Source organism: Thauera phenylacetica B4P, from assembly GCF_000310225.1.
Taxonomy (GTDB): Bacteria; Pseudomonadota; Gammaproteobacteria; order Burkholderiales; family Rhodocyclaceae; genus Thauera; species Thauera phenylacetica.
Genome location: NZ_AMXF01000063.1, coordinates 1 through 20,381 on the forward strand (window position 1 = coordinate 1; position 20,381 = coordinate 20,381).

Consider the following 20,381-nt stretch of genomic DNA (forward strand, 5'->3'; position numbering starts at 1 on the left):
CGCGGCGCCCGCCGTCGCGGCCTCGCCGGGCGTCGCGGCGGCGCCGGGAGCGCGTCGAGCGCCGGCGCCCAAGCTCGCCCCCGGAAACCTCGGGGTGGTGCTGTGCTACAGCGCCTTCGGCTTCGGCTACATCGTTCCCGCGACCTTCCTGCCCACCATGGCACGCGAGCTCGTCTCCGATCCGCTCGTGTTCGGGCTCACCTGGCCCATCTTCGGCACCGCGGCGGCGCTCTCGGTCGCCTTCGCCGCGCGCTGGCTGCACGGCTGGCCGCGCCGGAAGGTGTGGGCGATCGCGCAGGGCGTCATGGCGCTGGGCACCGTACTGCCGCTGCTGCATCAGGCCTTGTGGGCGCTGGCGGCGTCTGCGGTGCTGGTCGGTGGTACCTTCATGGTCACCACCATGGCTGGCCTGCAGCTCGCGCGCGAGCGCATGCCCGCGAACCCGACCCGCCTCCTGGCCAGGATGACCGCCGGCTTCGCGGCCGGCCAGATCGCCGGCCCGCTGCTGGTGCGAATCATCGGTGACTCGCAGTTTGCCGGCTGGGACGCCCTGAGCTGGGCGAGCGCGAACGCGACCCTGCTGCTGGCGGGCACGGCGCTGTGGCTCTGGCGTGGGAGCGACCGCCCGGCATAGCCGCGGGCTTTGGTCTATGGTTCGGGTACGAGCCGCTCCAGCGCCGCCGGTGCAGGCTCGGACTGTCCGGGAGCCCGCATGGACAAGCCGCCTCATCGCTTGCCGGTATTCCTGAATCTGGCACAGATCCGCTTCCCGATCGGTGCGATCGCCTCGATCGCGCACCGTGTGTCGGGCGTGCTGCTGTTCATCGCGCTGCCCGTCCTCGCCGCGCTGCTGGATGCCTCGCTGCGCAGCGAGGCGGATTTCGCCTCGGTGCGCGGTCTGCTCTCGTCGCCGCTCCCGCTCGTTGTGGCCGGCATGCTGGCGTGGGCGCTCGTGCATCACGTGCTGGCCGGGATCCGCCACCTGCTGATGGACGTGGGCATCGGCGGCGAGCTCGAGCGCGCCCGCGCCAGCGCCCGCCTCGTCCTGTTCGCCGCGCCTGCGCTGGCCCTGCTGCTTCTGGTCTGGGGGCTGTCATGAGGCTGTTCGACGGACAGCGGGCGTGGGTGATCCAGCGCATCAGCGCCGTGCTGCTGCTCGTGCTGATCGTGCTCGCCGTGCTCGCGCTGCCCTTCGCGTCGCCGCTCGATTTCTCCGCGTGGCGCGCCTTCGCCGGCGGCGCGCTGGGCGGGCCGCTGATCGCGCTGCTGTTCGGCGCCTTGTGCGCGCACGCCTGGGTCGGCCTGCGCGACATCGTGCTCGACTACATCCAGCCGCGCGGACTGCGGCTGGCGGTGCTGAGCCTGATCGCGGTCGTGCTGCTCGGCGTGCTGGTGCGCGTGCTGCTGAGCCTGGCCGCAGTGGCGCTGGCCACCTAAGCGGGGAAGGGGCGCGACATGAGACTGAACATCTATCGCTTCGACCCGGAGAGCGGCGCGCCGCCGCGAATGCAGGCCTACGAGGTGCAGCCGGAGGCGGGCGACAAGAAGCTGCTCGACCTGCTGATGCGGCTGCGCGTGCAGGACGACAGCCTGTCGTTCCGGCGCTCGTGCCGCGAGGGCGTGTGCGGCTCGGACGCGATGAACATCAACGGTCGCAACGGCCTCGCCTGCCTGACCGCGCTCGATGGCCTGAAGGAACCGGTGGTGCTGCGTCCGCTGCCGGGCTTCCCGGTGATCCGCGACCTGATCGTGGACATGACGCAGTTCTTCGCCCACTACCACTCGATCCAGCCCTGGTTGATCAACGACGAGCCCCTGCCCGAGCGCGAACGGCTGCAATCGCCGACCGAGCGCGAGCGCCTGGACGGGCTGTACGAATGCATCCTGTGCGCCTGCTGCAGTGCGTTCTGCCCGTCCTACTGGTGGAATCCGGACAAGTTCATCGGGCCGTCGGGCCTGCTGCAGGCCTACCGCTTCATCGCCGACAGCCGCGACACCGCCAGCGCCGAGCGCCTCGACTTCCTCGACGATGTCTATCGCCTCTACCGCTGCCGCACGATCATGAACTGCACCGAGGTCTGCCCGAAGGGCCTGAGCCCCTCGCACGCGATCGAACGCATCCGCCTGGCGCTGCTGCGGCGTTCATCCTGAAACACCGCGCGCGGCTACCGCCATTTCACTGCGTGCGCGAACGGAAGTGCGCGCTGCAGCCTTCGAGTTCGAGCAGGTGGGACAGCAGCTCGGAGTGCTGGTGCACGTGGAACACGAAGCGCGGCACGTCCCGCCCGGTCGCCTGGGCCATGAAGGGTTCGCCCCAGAAGCTGAGCAGGGCCTCGCAAGCGCCGCTGTGCTGGCTGTCCGCGAGGATGAAGGAGAGCGTGCGTTCCAGCCTGCACCAGCGCGGCGGGCGAACGCGCGCATGACCGGCGCAGGCGGCGATCTGGGGCGCGATCGTGCTGTCCCATAGCTCGCGCTGGCTTTCGTCGAGCACGAACTGGATCGACCCGACCGCCGGGTTGTCGATGGCCGGCCGCAGCAAGGCGTCGAAGAGCGCGGGTGTGCGGTACATCGACAGGCACACGTTGAACCAGATCGAGTCTCCGCTCATCGCCAGCAGGAAGCGGTGATACGCCGTCTGCAACTGGCGCGGGCCGATCAGGGCCAGGCCCGGACGCTCGAGTGCGGCCTGCAGGCGGTCGACCGTGTGCCCCATGCGCTCGACCTGCTCGGCGGTCAGCTCGTTGTTTCGGCTGTGGCGCATGAAGTTGATGAACAGCAGACCCACGAGCGCCAGCAGGATCGGAAGCACGACCGTCTCGTCGACGATGTGCAGCAGGTGCAGGACGATGGCCACGAAGGCGGCGGCGATGCCGGCGATCGCGTCCCACTCCCAGCTCATGGCCTGGCGGATCTTCATCGCTTGCCCTCCAAGGATTCTTTCCAACATAGCACAGCGCCCCGAAAGGGCCCGGCACCGGCCTCGGGTTCGGTTCAGTGCTGCCCTGAAGCAGGCCGACCCAGCCGGCGTCATCCGCGAACCGGTGGTGGACGCCTGCCAGCCCTATCCACGTCGCCGAGGCCGATTTCGCTCGCCGCGCGTTCCAGCCTCAAGCCTCCGCCCTTGGCGCGCGCGCCGTCGACGAAGCCTTGCGCGACCAGCTCGGTGACGATCTTCATCAGCTGGCTGCGTGAGATGGCGAAGCGCTCTGCCACCTCCTTGATGGTGACGCGCCGCTCGGGGATCGCTCCCAGCTACATGAGTACCCGGAGCGCGTGATCGGTGTGCTGGGTGATGTTCATCGCCGGGGTGCGCGGAGGAGTGGCCGTGGGGCGCATGCCAGCAACAATAGATTCATTCAAGTTGACTCTTTAAAAGAGGAGTTTGATACTCCTCTTCAAGGAGTTGCCGCAAGGAGCCGCCATGAAACGCCACGCCCGTCTCGCCCAGTTGTCCCGCGAGCATCACACCGCGCTGCGCCTCGGCAGGCATCTGCTCGCGGGCGGGGCGCAGACCGAGCTGGGCGCGGAGCTGCCGGGCCTCGAAGCCCATTTCGCCGAGGAGGAGCGCGACCTGCTGCCGCTGCTCGAGACCGATCGCCACCGTGCGCTCGCCGAACGCCTGCGCGCGGAGCACGCGCAGCTCGGGCGGCTGTTCGCCGCGGCGCTGCGAGGCGGCGACGAGGCGCAGGCCGGGCAGGCGCTGATCGACCATGTGCGCTTCGAGGAGCGCGAGCTCTTTCCCGTGCTGGAGACCCTGTTCGAGGAGGTGCGGCCATGACCCACGTCGTCACCGAAGCCTGCATCCGTTGCAAATACACGGACTGCGTCAGCATGTGCCCCGTCGATGCCTTCCGCGAGGGCCGGCAAGAGCGCGGACGAGCGGTAGCGGGCGCCGGAAAGCAAGACGCCAGCCCGGGGGCTGGCGCAAGTGCTTGAATTCGAATGGAGCGGGTGAAGGGAACAGCACCCGGTCGCTAACTCGTTTATTACGAACGTCTTTTCCGATCCATGGGGCACGGAATGGACTCGATTGTGGACTCAAGTCTTCGGTCTGGTCAACGCAGGCCGTTGCTGTTGATCCAAAGCGAGCTATGCACATCCAGCAGCAGCCACAGCGCATCGGATTTTATCCGGAAGTACAGCCTTCCACTGACACACCACAGGCTGCAACGGATAGGTGAGCTGCGTCCTCAAAGGCCTGGCTCATCATGGGCCGGTACGGCCCCGTCTTTCACCCGTTCGATAAACCGCTTCATGGGCTCCGTGGGTTCGCCTTTGCGGCGCAGCAGGTAGGTAGAGAGCATCGGCGGGGTGCCGGCCAGGGGACGAATCGAGATGTCCGGGCGCTGTAGCGTCTGCACTTGCGAGGCGATGGCGAAGCCGATGCCGTAACCGGCGCCGACCAGGGTCAGCATCACGCCCAGGGTGGTCACTTCATCGACCACCCTGGGCGGCGTCTTTGCGTTCTGCAGCATCGCTTGAATTTGATGACGGCAGCCCGATCCCGATTCGGGATGGCACAGAACCAGCGGGAACTTCAAGGCTTCGGCCAGCGGCACCTGCACGTGTGCCAGCAAGGGGTGGCGTGCGGGCACGATCACTGACAGCGGATCGGTCCACACCGGCTCGGCGACGAGGCCATCATGCACCGCGTTTGACAAGGCAAAGCCGATGTCCAGCAGATCGTTGTGCAGCATCTTGAGCTGCTGCGCGAACGGCAGCTCGAAGACGCGAATCTCCAGCTCGGGCTCATCCTCGCGGCTGCGTGCCAGCAAGGTGGCGATGCGGGGCTGCGCCAGGCTGTCGCAGATCGCGATGCGCAGATGGCCCTGGTAGCCCTGTGCCGCCGCCTTGGCGCTCTTGACTGCCTGCTCCACGGTGGCCTGCACGCGCCGGCATTCGCCGAGGAACACCTGGCCGGCCCAGGTCAGCCGCGTCAGGCGTGTGCTGCGGTCGAACAACTGCACGCCAAGCTGGCTTTCCAGGTCGCGCATCGCACGCGACACAGGCGATTGCTCGATGCCCAGACGCTCGGCTGCACGGGCCAGATGCAGTTCTTCCGCAACTGCGATGAAGTAACGCAGCAATCTGAAGTCCAAGGCCGCCTCCTGTCTGTCGTCGTCTGGCTCGGGCTCTCCGGCGCCAGCGCTCACATCCAGATCCCGCCAGCATCCCGCTCTATGACACCGCTTCAAGGGCTCATGCTTGCTAGGAGCATTTTCCTCGTCGATTCCCGCGGATTAGGCCAGCGCCTGCCCTGACGCGTGCAGGAGTTCGTATCGGTGCGGCCGGCGACGACTCGCTGACGTCAGAGCGAGCGTGACAGCGCATGCATTATGGAACTTTGTATCTATTTTGCGTGCTCTTGCATGGCGAGGCAATACGTTGAAATAACCAGCCTTGTCCGGCCACGCACAACCTCCTGGCGACAAGGAAAGGTCGGCCGGCGGTGACTGGAAACCCTCTGTGGCAGGCATCGCCAAAGACAAGCACTCATGCGGTTCCCTGCGGTCATAGGAACTAACTGCAGCTTCAGGGGCGAATACATGAACTTGCGCCATCTTCGCTGTTTCGTTGCGGTGGGCGAGGAATTGCACTTTGGCCGGGCGGCGCGGCGGCTGCATGTGGAGCAGTCACCCCTGTCGAGGACGATTCGCCAACTGGAGGCTGACCTGGGCGTGACGCTGCTCGAGCGCATGCCACGGGGCGTGTGCCTGACCCCGGCCGGGCAGGTGTTCCTAGAGGAGGCCCGGCGTGTGCTGCTGACCCTTGAGCAAGCACGGACCAAGGCGCGGGCGGTGGCGGCGGGACACCAGGGTACCCTCCGCATCGCACTGACTGGCTGTGTTGGGCAGGTCCGATTGCCGGCGCTGCTCGCGCTGTGCCGAGAGGAGGCGCCGGAAGTGGGCATTCGGCTGTTCGAGGCACCGCTACCGCAGGTGGTGGGCGGGCTGGGCAACGATCTGTACGACGCGGCCTTGGCGATGGCCAGCGTGATGGAGTCCGGTGTGGTCGCCATGCCGCTGTGGCAAGACCCGTTGGTCATTGTCATCCCAGTGCGGCACCCCTTGCTGGAGCACAAGCGGGTGCCGTTGGAAGAAGTGGTGCGCTACCCGCTGGTGCTGTTCGATCCGCAGGCGTGTGGCGAGTGCAGCCGGCAAATTGAGCGTCTGCTGCGCCTGGTGGAGACACCGCCCGTCGTGGCCGAGTACGTCACGACCCACTCGCTGATGCTGGCTCTGGTGGCGGCCGGTTATGGCATCGGATTTTCCAGCGCGGCGCACGTGCCGACATGCCGGCAGGCGGAATTGATCTTCCGGCCCTTGGATGAAGAGTCGGCGGCGCTGACGACCTACCTGCTGCATCCCGAGGGCACTTTGTCGGAGTCGCTGCGCTACTTCATCGATCGTGCGCAGCGTGCCGGCCATATGACGCTGGATACGCAACGGACCCCATGAGGCTGTTGCAGGCGGGCTGGCCGATTCCATTTTGGTCAAAGCGCCAGATCTGTTTTGCCACGGCCGGAATTGCTTACTGCGATCCGCTGGCGCGGTTACTCAGCCCTTGCTTGCGCTTGCGGTTGGCATTCTGCGATGAGAGTCGTATGCACATCGTGGCTTGTCACAGCAGAGACGCGCAGCGCAACAGTGCTTGCCATATGCGTATCGGCTCTGGCGTGTTGAGCTGATCGCGCTTTACGAGGTTCATTTCCCTGCAAAGACTTTGGCCTGGTTTTCCGGGTCAAGCACGGCGCCCGTGGTGGATGACGGTAGCGGGATTTTTCACGCCTTAAGAATTTTGCGTGATGGGGCCATGCACGACAAGGGGCACATCCCGCGCTGGTAAAGGCGGCAACACCGACGCCACACACTTCGCCGCTGCTTCACCTGCTCGTTTTGCCCAGAGACGCCCTGGACGTCCACGCACGCCGCCTGTATGGCGGGTGCGCGTACGTGCCCCGGGTGTGATGACGAATGGAGGCGTGCGATATGCCGAAGTCGAGCAGGCTGGTCGATGGCGCCAAGATCTGCTACCGCCCGATCGAGGCAGCAATCCGCTGGAGCGGATTGCTGCGCTTCGAGCGGCGCATCCTGGCGACCTTGGGGCGGCGGCCTCTGCCGGAGGCAACGGAGGTTCCGCGCTGGCCGTCGCTGCGCTTGAACACCGAAAGAGTCTTCGATGCGCTCGCTCACGGCGAGATGCCGTATGGCAAGGAGGGCTTGGTGCGGGACACGCAGGGCCTTGAACTGGACGATCCGTCGCTGACGGTGCGGCACGTCGACCTGAAAGCCTGGATGGCGCACTACTACCCCGGCGAGAAGCCGGCGTTTCTGTTCGACGAGCTCGAGCGTGCGCTTCACCCGGCGGTCAGTCTGGACACGGTGGGCGCATTGCTGGCCGAGCGGGAAGTGATCAAGGCGCGGTTGGCGGAATTTCTGAGCGCATACGAGGCGCTGCGCGCCGAGCACGAGGCGCTGCTGAAGCAGCACGCCGCCTGTTCGGCTGACGCCGAGCGTGCGAACACGCCGGGGCCGCGCAGCGAATCGACCTACCTGAACATCGTTGGCGGATTACTGACGCTGCTGTTGGGCAAGTCGCCCAGCGGCATGCCGTATTCCAGTTTCCTGACGCAGGAGGCCATCATCAGTGCGATGGTGGCGCACCACGGCAACGCGTTGGGCATCAACGAGCGCACCCTGCAGGCCAAGTTCGCACTGGCTCGGCGCAATTTGCAGCGCATGATTCTCTGAGCGCTGCCAGACCGTATCTGCGGTGGCGGATACCGCATTTACGGTGTCTTTCCTCGACGCGTCGTTCCAAATTCGAGTCACGCCAATCAACGCCACTGAGCGTTAAGGAGTGACTCTCATGTCTTCGCAGACCACCGCCACGGCGGCGACGGCCGAGCACCGCATCCTGCGCCGCGCAGAGGTCGAAGCCAAGACCGGCTTCAAGCGCGCGCACATCTACAGCCTGATGAAGGAAGGCAAGTTCCCCAAGGCGCTGCGCCTGGGTGTGCGTGCAGTGGGCTGGGATTCGGTGGAGATCGACCAGTGGATCTCCGATCGCCTCAAAGAACGCGCCTGACGCTTCTTCTCGGTTCATGCCATTCGACGAGGAGAAGCGCATGCAGGTGGTATCCATCATTTCGACCAAGGGCGGCGTCGGCAAGACCACGACGGCAGCCAACCTCGGCGGCTTCATCGCCGATGCGGGGTTGCGCGTGCTGCTGCTGGACCTGGACGTGCAGCCCACGCTGTCGAGCTATTTCATGCTGAGCGCGCGCGCGCCCGGCGGCATCTACGAGATGCTGGCCTTCAACGAGCGGCGCATCGAGCAACTGGTATCGCGCACCGCGATCGCAGGCCTGGATCTGGTGCTCTCCAACGACGACCGCGGTGAGCTGAGTACGCTGCTGTTGCACGCTCCGGACGGGCGCCTGCGACTGCGGCATTTGCTTCCCGTCTTTCGTTCGCGCTACGACTTGCTGCTGATCGACACCCAGGGCGCGCGCAGTGTGCTGCTGGAGATGGCAGTTTTGGCGTCCGACCTGGTGCTGTCGCCGGTAACACCGGAAATCCTTGCGGCGCGCGAGCTGCGGCGCGGCACGCTGCAACTGATCGAGGACATCGCGCCGTATCGGCACCTGGGCATCGAGCCGCCGCTGCTGCGCCTGCTCATCAACCGTGTGCATCCGGTGTCGTCGAACGCGCGGATGGTCCAGCAGGCGCTGCGACAGGTGTTCCAGGAACAGGCCGGTGTGCAGGTGCTCAACACCGATGTGCCGGCCATCGAAGCCTATCCGCGCGCTGCGACGCGAGGATTGCCGGTGCATCGGGTGGAGTACCGGCAGCCGGCTGGGCGAACGGCGCCCGCGGCACTGGAGACCATGCGTACGCTGGCCGGCGAGCTGTTTCCGGCGTGGCGGGAGCGCTTTGCGCTGGTCACCCGCCGGACCGATGGGGGAGGGGCCGGCCATGGCGAGCGCGCGTGAACTGGCTCGCGGCCGTGAGCGGCTGCGTGCGCTGATCGAGTTCGCGCAGGGCGAAGGCTGGCGCGTGGTGCGCACATCTGGCGGGCACCTGAAATTCACCAAACCAGGTTGCACGTCGATCTACACCAGCGCGACGGCGAGCGACCATCGTGCCGACCGCAATGCCCGCGCGCAGCTTCGCCGCGCTGACCGGCAGGCGCAGGAGATCGGCCATGGCTGAGCTGACGCCCCAGGACATGGCTGCCAAGTTGTTGACCACCGGCTTCGAGCGCAGCGGCCCTTCGGCCGCGGCCTTGAGCGACCCCATCGCCGATACGCCGATGGTGGTGACGCTGGACCAGTTGCGGCCCTACGACCATGACCCGCGCGTGACACGCAACCCGGCCTATTCGGAGATCAAGGCCTCCATCCGCGAACGCGGGCTGGACGCGCCTCCCGCGATCACGCGCAGGCCGGGCGAGACGCACTACATCATTCGCAATGGCGGCAACACGCGGCTGGCCATCCTGCGGGAACTGTGGAGCGAGACCAGGGAGGAGCGCTTCTTCCGCCTTGCGTGCCTGTTTCGTCCATGGCCGGCGCGCGGCGAAATCGTGGCGCTGACAGGGCATCTGGCGGAGAATGAGCTGCGCGGTGGGCTGACCTTCATCGAGCGCGCGTTGGGCATCGAGAAGGCGCGCGAGTTTTACGAGCAGGAAAGCGGGCAGGCGTTGTCGCAGAGCGAACTCGCGCGGCGGCTGACGGCCGACGGCTATCCGGTACCGCAGTCGCACATCAGCCGGATGAACGATGCCGTGCGCTATCTGCTGCCGGCGATACCGAGCCTGCTCTACGGCGGGCTGGGCCGGCATCAGGTAGAGCGGCTCGCGGTGCTGCGCAAGGCGTGCGAGCGCATTTGGGAACGCCGTGCGCTGGGCCGGCCGCTGGCCGTGGACTTCGCTTCGCTGTTCCAGGATGTGCTGTCGCCGTTCGACATGCAACCGGAGGGCTTCTCGCCCCAGCGCGTGCAGGACGAACTGGTGGGCCAGATGGCCGAACTGCTGGAGGCGGACTACGACACGCTGGCGTTGGAGATCAACGATAGCGAAAGCCGCCAGCGTGCGTTGACCAGCGAACCCGCGCCGTCGACGCCACCGGCAGCGTCTGTCGTGCCTGCTCTTCCTCCCCTACCGGTCTCCGCGCCTCAGCAGCCACGCGTCTCGTCTGCGCCGCGCGACACCACGTCGGCCACGCCTCCGGCACCAGAGGCGACGCCGCCTGCATCGCCCAAGGCGACGGAGGAGCAGGACGGCCAGCGCGACGAGCGCTTGCGGGGTCACATCGTGACGCCGGCGCCGACCACCGAGCGCCTGCAGTCCATCCAGCGGATGGTCGCGGACCAGCTCGGCGACAAACTGCCTGATTTCGAGGTCGATGCGCTGCGCGCGATCCCGGTGCAGGCCGGCGGGCTCTATCCGGTCTCCGACGTCTGGTACATCGAGCCAAGCCTTGATGTGCCGGATCGTCTGCGCGTGCACATTGCGCAGTTCGCTCGCGAAATCGCCGACGAAGCGGGAGTGGCCAACCGGGTTGAAGCCAGCGACAGCGGCATCGGCTTCGTCTGCGTGACGCTGGCCGTGGACGAGGCAAAGGCCTTGCCAGCATTCGCGCATGGGGTTCTGATCCTGCTGCGCGCGCTGAGCCCCGCATCGGCGCCTGCGACCGGACTGGATCGCGCGCGTCTGGCCGATGACCTGGGCTCGCTGCTCCATGGTCACGGCGGCCTGGCCATGCGCCTGAGCGATGCCGGGCTGGTGAAGCTGTTCCGTCTGCTGCGCCTGGCGCGCCGGCTGTTGGATCTGGAAGCCGGCGACCCGGGCCACGTGTCTTGAGCGCTCAGGAGGCTCCCATGTCGGCACCGCATCCGCTCAATCAGGCAGTCATTGCCCAGGCGCTGCACGATCTTCACAACGGCCAGCTGCGTCGCTGCAAGGCGATGGGCTTCGGCGAGGAGGAACTGGATGCGCTGAAGCGCCCCGAGCTCGTGAGCATGCTCGTGAATGCCACGGTGTCGTGGTGTTCGGTGTCGGTGAACCGGGAAGTGTTGAAGAGGCTGCTGAGTCAGGTGCATGACGTGGAGCGGGAGATCGCCACGGTGTACCGCATGCTGCGCCTGGGGGCCAGCACTGAAATGGTGAGCAAGTTCTACGGCCTCACACATCAGGAAGTGGCGCTGCGCCGCGACATCCTCGGGTTGCCCAAGCGCAAGGGCCGGCATCCGGTGCTCGACGAGGCGCAGGATGTGGCCTTGTGGGAGCGCTGGCAGGCCGGCGTCGCCGAGGGCCATGTCGCCCTGACCGACGACATGGCGATGCTGGCGCTGACCATGGACCTGGCCGAGGCGCTCAGCCTGCCGATGTCGGTGGTGTGGGCGGCGATACGAAACTGGATCGACCAGGGACTTGTGTAGGCCATGACCAAGGGCGACGTACCACGGCGCGGAGGCCCCGTTGCGCTGTCGGCCTTGTTCGACGAAGCGCTGCGGCACCTTGAGCCGAAGGAAACGGGGGAGGGCGCCGCGCCGCGCCAGGATGGTTTTCTGTACAGCGGCAACCGGCACGAGAGTGTTCCGCGCGCGCTGTTCCTCGACCGTCGCCTGACACCGCTGGAGCGCAATGCATGGCAGGTGTTCCGCCTTCAGCTCAACGACGATGGGGTGACCGCCTTTCCCACCTACGACCAGATCCGCCCCTATCTGGCGTCCGTGCCCTGTGCGGCGCAGGCCTCGCACGAAACCGTGGCGCGCGCCCTGACGTTGCTGCGGCTGACGCGCTGGCTCAGCCTGGTGCGGCGGCGGCGCGATCCCAGGACCGGCCGCATCCAGGGCAATCTCTACGTGCTGCATGACGAACCGCTGTCGCCCTTCGAAGCGATGCAGCTTGACGCCGACTACCTCGGCCTGGTGAGCCAGGCGCTGACCCATGCCGCCAAGGCGGTACAGATCGTGGGCATGAACACGCTCAAGGAGATTGCCGAAGACCCGCTGCTCAGCGGTCGCGCGCTGCCGACCCGCCTGCAGGTAATGGCACAGCGCATGGCGCGGCATGGCTGGACGACCCCAGGTTATCCACAGGAGGGTGCGGCCAAGGAATCCGAAGAAGGTCAGGAAGCCTTTCTTCGGAATGCTCCGCCCCCGTCTTCGGAATCCGAAGCAGGGCCGAAACCCGCGCCGGACGGCTCTCTTCGGATTCCGAAGGAGGGCCGTACAGTACGTAATGATCGTATGAATGAAGTACGTACCGTACCGCGCGCGAGGGCATTGCAGAACCTGCGGCTGCCCGAGCGCTTCCTGCGCCTGAAGGAGGAGCAGCAGGCCGGCGCACTGGTTGCCCTGCAGCAGGTGGCCGAAACCCAGCGCCAGGCGGTGCTCGACGAGTGGGCGGCGCGCTGTGGCGGCAGCACGGTGCGCAATCCCGCCGGCTACTTGTTCGGCATCATCCAGAAGGCGCTGCGGGGGGAGTTCAAGGCATGGGCGGGGACCGAAGCAGCAGCGCCGCCCGCGCCGCAAGCTGCGGGGCCGGCGCCATCGTCGTCGCCTTCGGCTTCCCGTCCGGCCGACCCCGAGGTGGCGCGCGCCGACCTCGCACGGCTGCGCTCAGCCTTGCGCGACGCCTGAGCTATCCCCACGGGATAGCTGGGACAGGGAGTCTTCCGGCAGGGAACGGAAAGCTGCTTTGCGCTGTGCGTTAACTGTGCGTATAATGTGCGTACGATTACTTGCCTATGGGAGCAGCGCCATGGCCTCTATCGCTTTCGCGGATGTGCTTGAATCGGTGCGTGAAGCTGGCACGTCCCACATCTCCGCCACGGGCGTCGCCGATGCGTTTGGTCTGCAGTACCAGGACTTGGCCACGCTGGCCGGGGTGCACCGCAACACCCTGCGCACTCACCCTGAGTCCCCGCGACTGCAGGCCGCGCTGCGCGATCTCATGCGGGTGCTGTCGGCCGCCACGGCAGTGCAGCCGAACACTGCGCGTGCGCTTTTCATGGTCAAGAACGAGCCCATTCCGGCGTTCCGCCACAAGACCCTGCTGCAGTTGGTGCAGGAAGGACGCACCGACGATGCGATCGATTACTTGGAGTCGATCAGTGCGGGGTTCACCGGATGATCCTCCACGACCTGCCGCCCGGCACCACATTGTTCCGCGCGCATACCCCGCAGTGGGCCAGCCGGCCCACCAGCGGCGCCGGTGCGGCGGCCAAGGGCGGGCGCTTCAACCGGGAGGGCATCGAGGCGCTGTATCTGTCGCTGGAGGAGGTGACCGCATTGCGCGAGTACCAGCAGACCTCGCCCTTCCTGTCGCCCTGCACGATGTGTTCGTACACCGTCACTTTGCGCAGACTGGTCGATCTGCGGCAACTCCACCAGGGCGATTCTTGGGATGAGCTTTGGCACGACTGGCGTGAGGACTGGCGCCACCTGAAATTCGACCTGCACATCGAGCCGCCTACTTGGGTGCTGGGCGACATGGTGCTGGCCCAGGGCCACGCGGGGATCCTATTCCCCAGCCAAGCGAACGACGGCGGCACCAATGTCGTCGTGTACGTGGATCGACTCAAGGACGGCAATTCCGTCGTGGTCAATGATCCCGACGGGCGGCTGCCCCGCGACCAATCCAGCTGGAAGCGCTGACAACGCAACGCCGTCTCACCTTCCGGCCCCTTGCCGGTCGGAACCCTATCCCCAGGGGATAGCCGGCACACACAGCCTTCCGTGCGGATCAAACCGGGCGCGCATGGGCTGCGGTTTGTTGACTGAAAGCCTTCCGGCCGATGCCGATGCTGGCGACTCGCTTCTTCACCACGAGTCGCTCCGATGGCCAACGAACGCACAGAACCCCTGCAACTGAATCTCGGATCGCTGCGCAGCGCGATGTCGCTGACGCTGCACACGCACCACGCTTCGCGCATCTGGCACGGCCGCGCGCCGACCGAGGGGCGCCCAGGCATCATCGGTCTCAACGGCTTCATCGGCGCCATGAACAAGATGAAGCGCGGCGCCGAGCAGGACGACCCGTACTCGGACTGGTGGATGTTGCGGATCGAGGACAAGCTCGCCGACACCAAGACCCGTCTGCAGACCCTGCGCGACCAGGTGGATCAGGCCTTGGCCGACGTGCCATCGGCGCTGTCGCTGGGCGAGAACATGAACGTGCAGCCGGTGAAGCTGCCGCTGTTCGTGAACGCCCAGCTCGGCTTCATGGCGGTGTATCTGCTGGCCGACTACGACGACCTGGCACGCAAACTCATCCTGGCGCACCACACGGCGCTGATCGACCGCAGCACCTTGGAGCGCTGGCTCAATGATGGTGCGCACGCGCTGCGCAGCCTGTTCTCGCTGGCCCAGCAGTACCGCTACTCGGGCACGACGCGCGACGACTTCGCGGCGAAGAACGCGGCGGCGCGAGCGGCGCTGGAGAAGTTCGGCGAGTTGCCGCAGGACGTGCTGGAAGGCACGCGCCGCTCGCGCTTCGCGCCACCCATCGCGCGGCGGACGAACAAGCCCGGCACGCCGCCTGCTGCGCCTGCCATCGTGCCCGATGCGCAGGCTTCCACGGGTGGCGCAGCCGATGGTGCGGCGGGCGATGAGGGTGCTGGCGCATGACAGCATCGCCCCCTATCAGCCACTCCACGCGCTTCGTGGCGCTGGAACAGGCGGACTTCCAGCGGCTGGAACACGCAGGCTACCTAAAAGGCCTTTTACAGCCTTTTAAGGGTAAGGGGAGTCTGGAGACCTGGGCCAGCCAGTGCGCAGCGCTGCGCGACGACGTGATTGGCCTGGCGCAGCGGCGCGTGCTGCCCCAGGCGCGCGCCTATCCATTCAGTCTGCTCGACGTGCAACTGGCCCAGCAGGCCACTGGCGCAGGGACGACCTTCCTGCGCTGGCGCAACCTCGACCGTTCCTCCATGGGCGTGGCGTTGTGGGAGGCCCTGCTGGCCAACCCCGCGACGCCGGCCTCGCTGATCGACGAGCTGTACGCGATCGAACTGCAGCGCATCGTGCTGAACATGCAGATCAGTCTGACCCACAGCATCGCTCGCCAAGCCCTGGAATGCGCCAACAAGGCCGCGCAGGCCGAAGCGGCTTACCTGCGGCGCGTCCACGGGCATACCGCGTCCGTTCCACCCACCACCAAGGAGTCACCATGAGCACGCACTTCGTCGGCGAGGGCAACATCGGTTCTGCGCCGGACTACCGCGAATTTCCGAACGGCAACGACGAGCCGCGCCGGCTGCTTCGCCTGAACGTCTACTTCGACAACCCGATCCCGAAGAAGGACGGCGAGTACGAAGATCGCGGCGGCTTCTGGGCGCCCGTGGAGCTGTGGCACCGCGACGCCGAGCACTGGAAGACGCTGTACCAGAAAGGTATGCGGGTGCTGGTCGAGGGCCGCACCGTGCGCGACGAATGGGAGGACGCCGACGAGAACGAGCGCGTGACGTTCAAGGTCGAGGCGCGGCGCGTGGGCATCCTGCCGTACCGCATCGAGTCGGTGGCGCTCAGCGCCAAGCCGGCCGGCGGACAGTAATTCGCCCATCGCCGTTCCCCCGAGGGCGGCTGTAGCAACCGTCATACGCCCGCGATGCACCAGCGAGCTATCCCCAGGGGATAGCTCCAAGGTCGTCCACGGAGTTCCAGCCGCCCTCCCGAAACGACGCTCTTGCTGTGCCAGCTCCTACGATCTATGCACACCGCTGCGGCAACGAACCGCCTGCCAATCACAAAGCGGTGTCTGCATCAATCGACTTCCTTGCTGCCGGCATCTCCTGGCCCCGCCAAGCTGACGCCCATCCGATGAACCGCACATTTCCAAGGAGGCTTCATGCGCGTGTTCCTGTGCGAGAAGCCGTCCCAGGGCAAGGACATCGCCCGTGTGCTGGGTGCCGGTCAACGCGGCAACGGCTGCTACAGCGGCGCGGGTGTCGTTGTGACCTGGTGCATCGGTCATCTGGTGGAGGCGGTTCCGCCCGAAGGCTACGGCGAGCAATACAAGCGCTGGGCCATCGAGCAACTGCCCATTCTTCCTGAGCGTTGGCGTGTCGAGCCCAAGGCGGCGACCGCAGCGCAATTCAAAGTCGTGCAGCAGCTCGTCGCCAAGGCGGGCGAGCTGGTGATTGCGACCGACGCCGACCGCGAGGGCGAGATGATCGCCCGCGAGATCATCGACCTATGCGGCTACCGCGGGCCGATTCAGCGCCTGTGGCTGTCGGCGCTCAACGACGCGTCGATCCGCAAGGCGCTGGGTGCGCTCAAGCCGTCCGCCGAGACGCTGCCGCTGTATTTCTCCGCACTTGCCCGATCGCGCGCGGACTGGCTGATCGGGATGAATCTGAGCCGCTTGTTCACACTGCTGGGGCGCCAGGCTGGCTATACCGGCGTGCTGTCGGTGGGGCGCGTGCAGACGCCGACACTGAAATTGGTCGTGGATCGTGATCGCGAGATCGCGCGCTTCGTCCCCGTGCCGTATTGGACGGTGGACGTACTGCTGTCCCATGCCGGCCAGTCTTTCACCGCGAGTTGGATGCCGCCCGAAGGCAGCACGGATGCAGCGGGTCGCTGCCTTCAGCAGCCGGTGGCGCAGCAGGCTGCGGACCGCCTTAGCGCGGCACGCGATGCGCAGGTCGTGTCGGTGGACACCGAGCGCGTGCGCGAGGCACCGCCGCTGCCGTTTGATCTAGGCACCTTGCAGGAAGTGTGTTCGCGTCAGCTCGGCCTCGAGGTGCAGGAGACGCTCGACATCGCGCAGGCGCTGTACGAGACACACAAGGCGACGACCTATCCGCGCAGCGACTCGGGATATCTGCCCGAAAGCATGCTCGCCGAAGTGCCGGCGGTGCTCGATGCACTGCTCGCCACCGATCCCAGCCTGCCAGCCTTGGTTGGCCAGCTCGACCGCAACCAGCGTTCGCGCGCCTGGAACGACGGCAAGGTGACGGCGCACCACGGCATCATCCCGACGCTGGAGTCCGCCAACCTGTCGGCCATGAACACGAAGGAGCTGGCCGTCTACCGGCTGATCCGCGCCCATTACCTCGCGCAGTTTCTCCCGCACCATGAGTGCGACCGCACGGTGGCGCAGCTCGCGTGCGGCGGTCAATCGCTCGTGGCGGTGGGCAAGCACATCGCCGTGATCGGCTGGCGCCAGGTACTGGCGACACCGGAGCCAGACGCCGCCGATGGTGTGGAAGCGCAGCGCAGCCAGGTGCTGCCGCCACTGGCGAGCGGATTGCGCTGTGGGGTCGAGCAGGTCGAGCTGAAGGCGTTGAAAACGCTGCCGCCCAAGCCCTACACCCAGGGCGAACTGGTCAAGGCGATGAAGGGTGTGGCCAAGCTGGTGGACGACCCGCGTCTGAAGCAGAAGCTGAAGGAGACGACGGGCATCGGCACCGAGGCCACGCGCGCCAGCACGATCGCGGGCCTGCTCGATCGCGGCTACTTGCTGAGGAAGGGCCGCGCCATCCGCGCGTCGGATGCGGCCTTCACGCTCATCGACGCTGTGCCGGTCGCCATTGCCGATCCCGGCATGACCGCCATCTGGGAGCAGGCGCTCGATATGATCGAGGCCGGCCAGATGACGCTCGACACCTTCATCGCCAAGCAATCCGCCTGGGTGGCCCAGCTCGTGCAGGAGCATCGGGGCGCGACACTTTCCATCCCGCTGCCGCCTTCGCCGCACTGTCCGCAGTGCGGCACGCAGATGCGCCAGCATGCCGGCAGGAATGGCGCGTTCTGGTCATGCAGCCGTTATCCAGACTGCACGGGCACGCTGCCGCTCGAGTCCTTGGCAAGCAAGCGCGAAGGGCCACGGAAGCGGCGCGCAGTACCCAAGCCGACCTGACGCCTACGCATCCCTCTGCCTTGCCAGCCGCGTCCCCGGTGGTGGGGCAAGCGTCCCGCGTTTCGCGGGACCCCCAGCGCACGTCTCCTTCTGCAACGGTGCGCGCGCCCCGGCTGCCCGCCATCGGACAACGGGACGAGAAGGTCATTGCTCCCCGAATCGCGCCCGTCGCCATTTCCTTGATCGGTGTGCCTTGCCTCGGCCATGAGGGGCTTCCCGACGGCTTGCCGCCGAGCGAGCCGTGAGGAGGCCCCTTGGGCTGAGGGTAGTCAGTGCCGGTGCCCGCCGGTGAAACATCGGGCTCCCTTTGTGTGTGGATGCACGCCAGAGGTTGCCGGCCCCAGCCACGAAACGGGTCGGGTGCGATTGCTGACGCAGCGAACGGCTTTGACGACGGCCAGCGCTGACGCAGCCCACAGGTGGTTCTTCTTCCTCTCCAGCCGAAGGCCCGCGTGGCCTTCGGCGCCCTGGTCCTGGCCTTGTTCCTTGATGCGGACCACTGCCCCAAAGCGGGCCGTCTGCGATTCGGTTTTCGCTACGACGGCACCCATGCTGCGCGCCCATCCTCAGGCCATGCGTTGCTGACAGTTGTCAGCACCATGCCCAGGCAGTCGAGACCTTCAAGACTGCAGCGCGGATCACCGTACTGGTCGTTTCGTTCTCCGGGCGTACCTGCGTCCATCCACCTCACCCTCAAGGGATCGACCTCCCTTGCGGGCGGGAGTCCCTTGGTTGCCACAAGGAGCCTCCCCATGGACACCCAAGCCATCCGTGCACAGATGCGAACGCTCGTCGTCGGTCATGTGCCGTCCAACGTCCGTTCGTTCAAGTTCAACATCTTCGACGGCGAGCCCAAGGTTTCGACGCTGGGCTTTCACATCGACCCGAAGCCTTTCGAGGGCAGGGTCATCGCCACCACCGACGAGGCCATCGTCGTCAAGACGGGACGGGCCGAGTTTGCGGTGCTCGATCGCTCGCTTGTCACCGAAGTTCCCGACGAGGGCGCCAAGGTGCAGGTCGAACCCTACGTCAGACGCCGCTTCGACGGTCAGCGCGCGGACACGCCCGAAGAGCACACCGAGTTCACCGCCGACGGCAAGCCGTACACGGTGCAGCGGTTCGTGCTCGGTTCCGCGCCGGCGAAGCTGCCGATCCCGGTACCTCGCTGCCCCGAGCTGCAGGCGCTTATCCAGCAGATGGAAGCGATGCCAGCTCCCGACGGTTTCCGGCGTATCACCCATCTGCTGGTGGATGCCGGCGCGCGGGACTTTACCTGGATCGATCCGCTGCCCAAGGACATCATCGCGACGCCGCCGACCATCGCCTTCACGGTGGTCACGGCAAAGTTCCAGGGGCGGGTCGCTGTCCAGTACAAGCGCGGCCTCGACCTTTACGCGGTCGAACTGCACCGTGACCGAGAGCTGGTCGAACGGGTCGATGAAGTGTTCTTTGATGCTCTTGGCGAGACGCTTGAGCGCCTCATCGACGATGGGAGTTGGCGGCGCATCCGCGTGCACTGCCTGTCCGGTCGCAAGTCTGTCCGGCACTGACCCCCGCGCAGCCTCCCGCTCACCCGGCGGGAGGTTCCGCATTCCGCTGGCTGGCGACACATCCATATCTGCTCGATTCGAGGGCGCCGACCCGCAGCGTGTCCTTTCCGAGGCGGCAGCCAATCTACGCCGCGTCGTCCTGGTCAGGGACCAGGGCGTGTACTGCCTGGCCGAGCGTGACGAACAGCGGCCCGATGGAGGCCAGAAGTTCATTGCCTAAGCAGTCGGCTGCAATCCGGATATCGATGCGTTCGACGACTGGTCAGAACTTGTGCGTTCAGTGAGCGAGAGCTGCCGCCCCTTACGGAAAGCTTTCCACAAGGCGCGCTACTAGACGGTTGCCGTTTGAGAAACGCTAGTCTGTACTCGCTTCCCGCTGTTGAGATCGCACACGCTTGCTGCGTGCCCCTTGCTGCTCTAAGTCCGTCATCGCCACCTCCCGCAAGCTGGCTTGGACAAAGCTTAAGTGCAGGTTCGCCGCTTTTCGTGCGGCAGCCGGATCCCGGATAGCGATTGCCTTGGCGATCTCCGCATGCTGCGCATCGAGCAGTCCGACATTGTCCTGTTGATGGTAGAGCGCCTCCCGCGAGCGCAGCATGTTCATACGCATGAGGTTGAAGATGCCGCGCGTCACGTGAACCAGCGCGATGTTGTGTGAAGCCTCGGCCACTGTGTTAACGGCGGTCGATTCCCGCACAAATCCGGCGTCCACCGCCGGCACGGCACAGCATGACCTTGATCTGGTGAGCGGATAGCGGCTGTTTGCTTGATGGGGTCAGGGGCGTTGGAAGGCGCCCGTAGGGCGGCTGGAAACGCCCCTGACCCCGGCGCGCCGATGGCGGGCGGGGTGTTCGTGCAATCGGGAGGGAGGGCGTTTGGCACCCGAGTGGCCGATGCGCGCACAATCGGGCTCGGCCTGTGGCAACGCAGGCGCGACACCGGCTCAAACCGCCAAGT

The 20,381-nt window shown here is 66.3% G+C and carries 24 protein-coding genes and 1 pseudogene; 21 read left to right on the forward strand and 4 right to left on the reverse strand.

Annotated elements, in window-relative coordinates; genetic code table 11:
• The 4 genes from C667_RS10145 to C667_RS10160 all read left to right on the forward strand — a co-directional run.
• A partial coding sequence (locus tag C667_RS10145) for a YbfB/YjiJ family MFS transporter (protein WP_004362246.1) occupies window positions 1-634 on the forward strand: 634 nt, incomplete at its 5' end.
• Window positions 635-712: 78 nt separating this feature from the next.
• Window positions 713-1,099, forward strand: coding sequence for a succinate dehydrogenase, cytochrome b556 subunit (sdhC, locus tag C667_RS10150; protein ID WP_004362248.1), 387 nt, complete (start codon window positions 713-715; stop codon window positions 1,097-1,099).
• Window positions 1,096-1,437: a succinate dehydrogenase, hydrophobic membrane anchor protein gene (gene sdhD / locus C667_RS10155; RefSeq protein WP_004362250.1), complete on the forward strand. Its 342-nt coding sequence runs from the start codon at window positions 1,096-1,098 to the stop codon at window positions 1,435-1,437. Before sdhC ends, sdhD begins: the two co-directional genes overlap by 4 nt.
• An 18-nt stretch (window positions 1,438-1,455) precedes the next feature.
• Complete coding sequence (locus C667_RS10160) at window positions 1,456-2,151, forward strand: succinate dehydrogenase iron-sulfur subunit (protein WP_004362252.1); 696 nt, start codon at window positions 1,456-1,458, stop codon at window positions 2,149-2,151.
• A 25-nt stretch (window positions 2,152-2,176) separates the two neighbouring features.
• Here the strand turns inward: C667_RS10160 and C667_RS10165 are convergent, their stop codons facing one another.
• Together C667_RS10165 and C667_RS10170 are read right to left on the reverse strand one after the other, a co-directional pair.
• Window positions 2,177-2,917 (reverse strand): hypothetical protein, encoded by a 741-nt coding sequence (locus C667_RS10165; RefSeq protein WP_004362254.1) that lies wholly within the window; start codon window positions 2,915-2,917, stop codon window positions 2,177-2,179.
• A gap of 110 nt (window positions 2,918-3,027) precedes the next feature.
• A complete protein-coding gene (locus tag C667_RS10170; protein ID WP_370701715.1) occupies window positions 3,028-3,252 on the reverse strand; it encodes an Rrf2 family transcriptional regulator in 225 nt (74 codons plus the stop codon).
• 169 nt (window positions 3,253-3,421) lie between these two features.
• Between C667_RS10170 and C667_RS10175 the strand changes: the two genes are divergently transcribed.
• Both C667_RS10175 and C667_RS26435 read left to right on the forward strand, forming a co-directional pair.
• Window positions 3,422-3,778: a hemerythrin domain-containing protein gene (locus C667_RS10175; protein ID WP_004362258.1), complete on the forward strand. Its 357-nt coding sequence runs from the start codon at window positions 3,422-3,424 to the stop codon at window positions 3,776-3,778.
• Window positions 3,775-3,861 (forward strand): annotated as a pseudogene (locus tag C667_RS26435) (ferredoxin); the annotation flags it as partial. The gene C667_RS10175 and the pseudogene C667_RS26435, both read left to right, overlap by 4 nt.
• 329 nt (window positions 3,862-4,190) lie before the next feature.
• Here the strand turns inward: C667_RS26435 and C667_RS10180 are convergent.
• Window positions 4,191-5,099, reverse strand: a complete 909-nt coding sequence (locus C667_RS10180; RefSeq protein ID WP_039921216.1) for a LysR family transcriptional regulator — start codon at window positions 5,097-5,099, stop codon at window positions 4,191-4,193.
• A gap of 447 nt (window positions 5,100-5,546) precedes the next feature.
• On the opposite strand from C667_RS10180, the gene C667_RS10185 reads away from it, so the two are divergent.
• The 15 genes from C667_RS10185 (at window position 5,547) to C667_RS10255 (ending at window position 19,424) form a co-directional block, all read left to right on the forward strand.
• Window positions 5,547-6,458, forward strand: a complete 912-nt coding sequence (locus C667_RS10185) for a LysR family transcriptional regulator (RefSeq protein WP_039921228.1) — start codon at window positions 5,547-5,549, stop codon at window positions 6,456-6,458.
• A gap of 531 nt (window positions 6,459-6,989) precedes the next feature.
• A complete protein-coding gene (locus C667_RS10190) occupies window positions 6,990-7,751 on the forward strand; it encodes a hypothetical protein (protein WP_004362261.1) in 762 nt (253 codons plus the stop codon).
• Between the two features lie 118 nt (window positions 7,752-7,869).
• Window positions 7,870-8,088, forward strand: a complete 219-nt coding sequence (locus C667_RS10195) for an AlpA family transcriptional regulator (protein ID WP_004362262.1) — start codon at window positions 7,870-7,872, stop codon at window positions 8,086-8,088.
• Window positions 8,089-8,128: 40 nt separating this feature from the next.
• Window positions 8,129-8,995 (forward strand): ParA family protein, encoded by an 867-nt coding sequence (locus tag C667_RS10200; protein WP_004362264.1) that lies wholly within the window; start codon window positions 8,129-8,131, stop codon window positions 8,993-8,995.
• The gene (locus tag C667_RS10205; RefSeq protein ID WP_004362265.1) at window positions 8,979-9,215 is read left to right on the forward strand and encodes a type II toxin-antitoxin system HicA family toxin; all 237 of its coding nucleotides are present in this window, start codon (window positions 8,979-8,981) and stop codon (window positions 9,213-9,215) included. Before C667_RS10200 ends, C667_RS10205 begins: the two co-directional genes overlap by 17 nt.
• On the forward strand, window positions 9,208-10,866 hold the full coding sequence (locus C667_RS10210; RefSeq protein ID WP_004362266.1) for a ParB family protein: 1,659 nt from the start codon (window positions 9,208-9,210) through the stop codon (window positions 10,864-10,866). Before C667_RS10205 ends, C667_RS10210 begins: the two co-directional genes overlap by 8 nt.
• A gap of 17 nt (window positions 10,867-10,883) precedes the next feature.
• A complete protein-coding gene (locus C667_RS10215) occupies window positions 10,884-11,444 on the forward strand; it encodes a DUF2857 domain-containing protein (RefSeq protein WP_004362267.1) in 561 nt (186 codons plus the stop codon).
• A gap of 3 nt (window positions 11,445-11,447) precedes the next feature.
• Window positions 11,448-12,650, forward strand: a complete 1,203-nt coding sequence (locus C667_RS10220; RefSeq protein WP_004362268.1) for an STY4528 family pathogenicity island replication protein — start codon at window positions 11,448-11,450, stop codon at window positions 12,648-12,650.
• A gap of 121 nt (window positions 12,651-12,771) precedes the next feature.
• Window positions 12,772-13,143, forward strand: a complete 372-nt coding sequence (locus C667_RS10225; protein ID WP_004362269.1) for a hypothetical protein — start codon at window positions 12,772-12,774, stop codon at window positions 13,141-13,143.
• Window positions 13,140-13,667: an RES family NAD+ phosphorylase gene (locus C667_RS10230; RefSeq protein ID WP_004362270.1), complete on the forward strand. Its 528-nt coding sequence runs from the start codon at window positions 13,140-13,142 to the stop codon at window positions 13,665-13,667. Before C667_RS10225 ends, C667_RS10230 begins: the two co-directional genes overlap by 4 nt.
• 183 nt (window positions 13,668-13,850) lie before the next feature.
• The gene (locus C667_RS10235) at window positions 13,851-14,639 is read left to right on the forward strand and encodes a PFL_4669 family integrating conjugative element protein (RefSeq protein ID WP_004362271.1); all 789 of its coding nucleotides are present in this window, start codon (window positions 13,851-13,853) and stop codon (window positions 14,637-14,639) included.
• Window positions 14,636-15,184 carry a DUF3158 family protein gene (locus C667_RS10240; RefSeq protein WP_004362273.1) on the forward strand — a complete coding sequence of 183 codons (549 nt, stop codon included), beginning with the start codon at window positions 14,636-14,638 and terminating at the stop codon, window positions 15,182-15,184. The genes C667_RS10235 and C667_RS10240 overlap by 4 nt, the downstream gene beginning before the upstream one ends.
• Complete coding sequence (locus C667_RS10245) at window positions 15,181-15,564, forward strand: single-stranded DNA-binding protein (RefSeq protein ID WP_004362284.1); 384 nt, start codon at window positions 15,181-15,183, stop codon at window positions 15,562-15,564. Before C667_RS10240 ends, C667_RS10245 begins: the two co-directional genes overlap by 4 nt.
• Window positions 15,565-15,858: 294 nt before the next feature.
• Window positions 15,859-17,874 carry a DNA topoisomerase III gene (locus tag C667_RS10250; protein ID WP_004362285.1) on the forward strand — a complete coding sequence of 672 codons (2,016 nt, stop codon included), beginning with the start codon at window positions 15,859-15,861 and terminating at the stop codon, window positions 17,872-17,874.
• Between the two features lie 752 nt (window positions 17,875-18,626).
• The gene (locus C667_RS10255; protein WP_004362287.1) at window positions 18,627-19,424 is read left to right on the forward strand and encodes a hypothetical protein; all 798 of its coding nucleotides are present in this window, start codon (window positions 18,627-18,629) and stop codon (window positions 19,422-19,424) included.
• A gap of 355 nt (window positions 19,425-19,779) precedes the next feature.
• Here the strand turns inward: C667_RS10255 and C667_RS10260 are convergent, their stop codons facing one another.
• A complete protein-coding gene (locus tag C667_RS10260; RefSeq protein WP_245538458.1) occupies window positions 19,780-20,145 on the reverse strand; it encodes an FCD domain-containing protein in 366 nt (121 codons plus the stop codon).
• Window positions 20,146-20,381 lie beyond the last annotated feature (236 nt).